The organism is Nguyenibacter vanlangensis, assembly GCF_013376155.1.
Lineage (GTDB): Bacteria > Pseudomonadota > Alphaproteobacteria > Acetobacterales > Acetobacteraceae > Gluconacetobacter > Gluconacetobacter vanlangensis.
Genome location: NZ_JABXXP010000868.1, coordinates 1 through 1,065, shown reverse-complemented (window position 1 = coordinate 1,065; position 1,065 = coordinate 1). Strand labels below are relative to the sequence as shown.

The 1,065-nt window shown below is 70.7% G+C and carries 2 protein-coding genes and 1 pseudogene; 1 reads left to right on the top strand and 2 read right to left on the bottom strand.

The window, feature by feature from the left end; genetic code table 11:
- A partial coding sequence (locus HUK84_RS19760) for an EcsC family protein (protein WP_176641727.1) occupies positions 1 to 642 on the top strand: 642 nt, incomplete at its 5' end.
- A 10-nt stretch (positions 643 to 652) separates the two neighbouring features.
- Here HUK84_RS19760 and HUK84_RS19755 read toward each other — a convergent pair.
- Complete coding sequence (locus tag HUK84_RS19755; RefSeq protein ID WP_176641726.1) at positions 653 to 832, bottom strand: hypothetical protein; 180 nt, start codon at positions 830 to 832, stop codon at positions 653 to 655.
- Positions 833 to 878: 46 nt separating this feature from the next.
- Positions 879 to 1,065, bottom strand: a pseudogene (locus HUK84_RS19750) (D-glycerate dehydrogenase); the annotation flags it as partial.

Here is a 1,065-nt window from a genome sequence, read left to right as displayed (position 1 = left end):
ATCGCCGAGGCCGCGATCTCGCGCGCCTTCGACGTCGCTATCACGGGCATGCGCGACTCGGCTCAACTCCCGTCCTTGTCTCCGGCTCCATCCTCGGCCCCATCCCCAGCCCCGTCCTGGCGCGACCCGGCCATCCAGGCGGCGGTGGCCGTCTCCGGCGCGGTGGGCGGTTTCGCCGGCCTGCCCGGCCTGGTGCCCGACATCACCTTCACCACCCTGACCATCATGCGCGAAATCGCCCGCATCGCGCGGGAGGAAGGGGAAAGCCTCTCCGATCCCGACACCCATCGCGCCTGTCTCGAAGTGTTCGCCCTGCGCGCCTTCCCGGTCGGGGCGGCGGACGAGGAAAGCGAACTGGGCTATTTCTCGGCTCGCGCCATGCTGCGCGGCCGCCCGGTGGTCATGTTGGTGTCCGAGGTCGCGACCCATTACGGGCTGGGCCTGTCGCGCAAATTCGCGGTGCAGATGATGCCGGTGGCCGGCGCGCTGTGCGGCGCCTCGCTGAACGCCGCCTTCCTGTCGCATTACCGCGCCCTGGCCCGGGCGCATTTCACCATCCGGCGGCTGGAACGCGAACACGGGCCCGAGGTCCGGCGCACCGCCGAACACCTCAAGGCCAACATGACCAGCGCCAGTTTCTGAGGCGCGGGGCTCAGCCGGGACGAATCGCCTCGCGCAGCGCCGCCAGCGCCGCCGCCGCCAGATAGAACGCCCCCATGATCTGCGCCATGCGCAGGTAATGGGGCGCCACCAGCATCAGCACGCCCGCCAGCGCGGCACCGCCCAGGCAGGCGACCAGGAGGCCGATGGACGGGGAAATATGAATGGGCATGGGGTTTCCTCTGTGTTTCACCCGGTCGGGCCGCCCGGCCGGGCCGTCACGCCGGCACCGGGGTCACGGCTGGCCGGCCGGCCAGCACCGCGTCGATATTGTCCAGCGCCAGCATGCCCATGTCGGTCCGCGTCTCCAGCGTGGCGCTGCCCATATGGGGGGTCATGAACAGGTTCGGCAGGCCCAGCAGGCGCGGATCGGGGCGCGGCTCGTTGCGGTAGACATCCAGCCCG

Excerpts from the sequence above, each read along its gene's own strand:
- HUK84_RS19755 (WP_176641726.1), bottom strand. The coding sequence starts at position 832 with ATGCCCATTCATATTTCCCCGTCCATCGGCCTCCTGGTCGCCTGCCTG.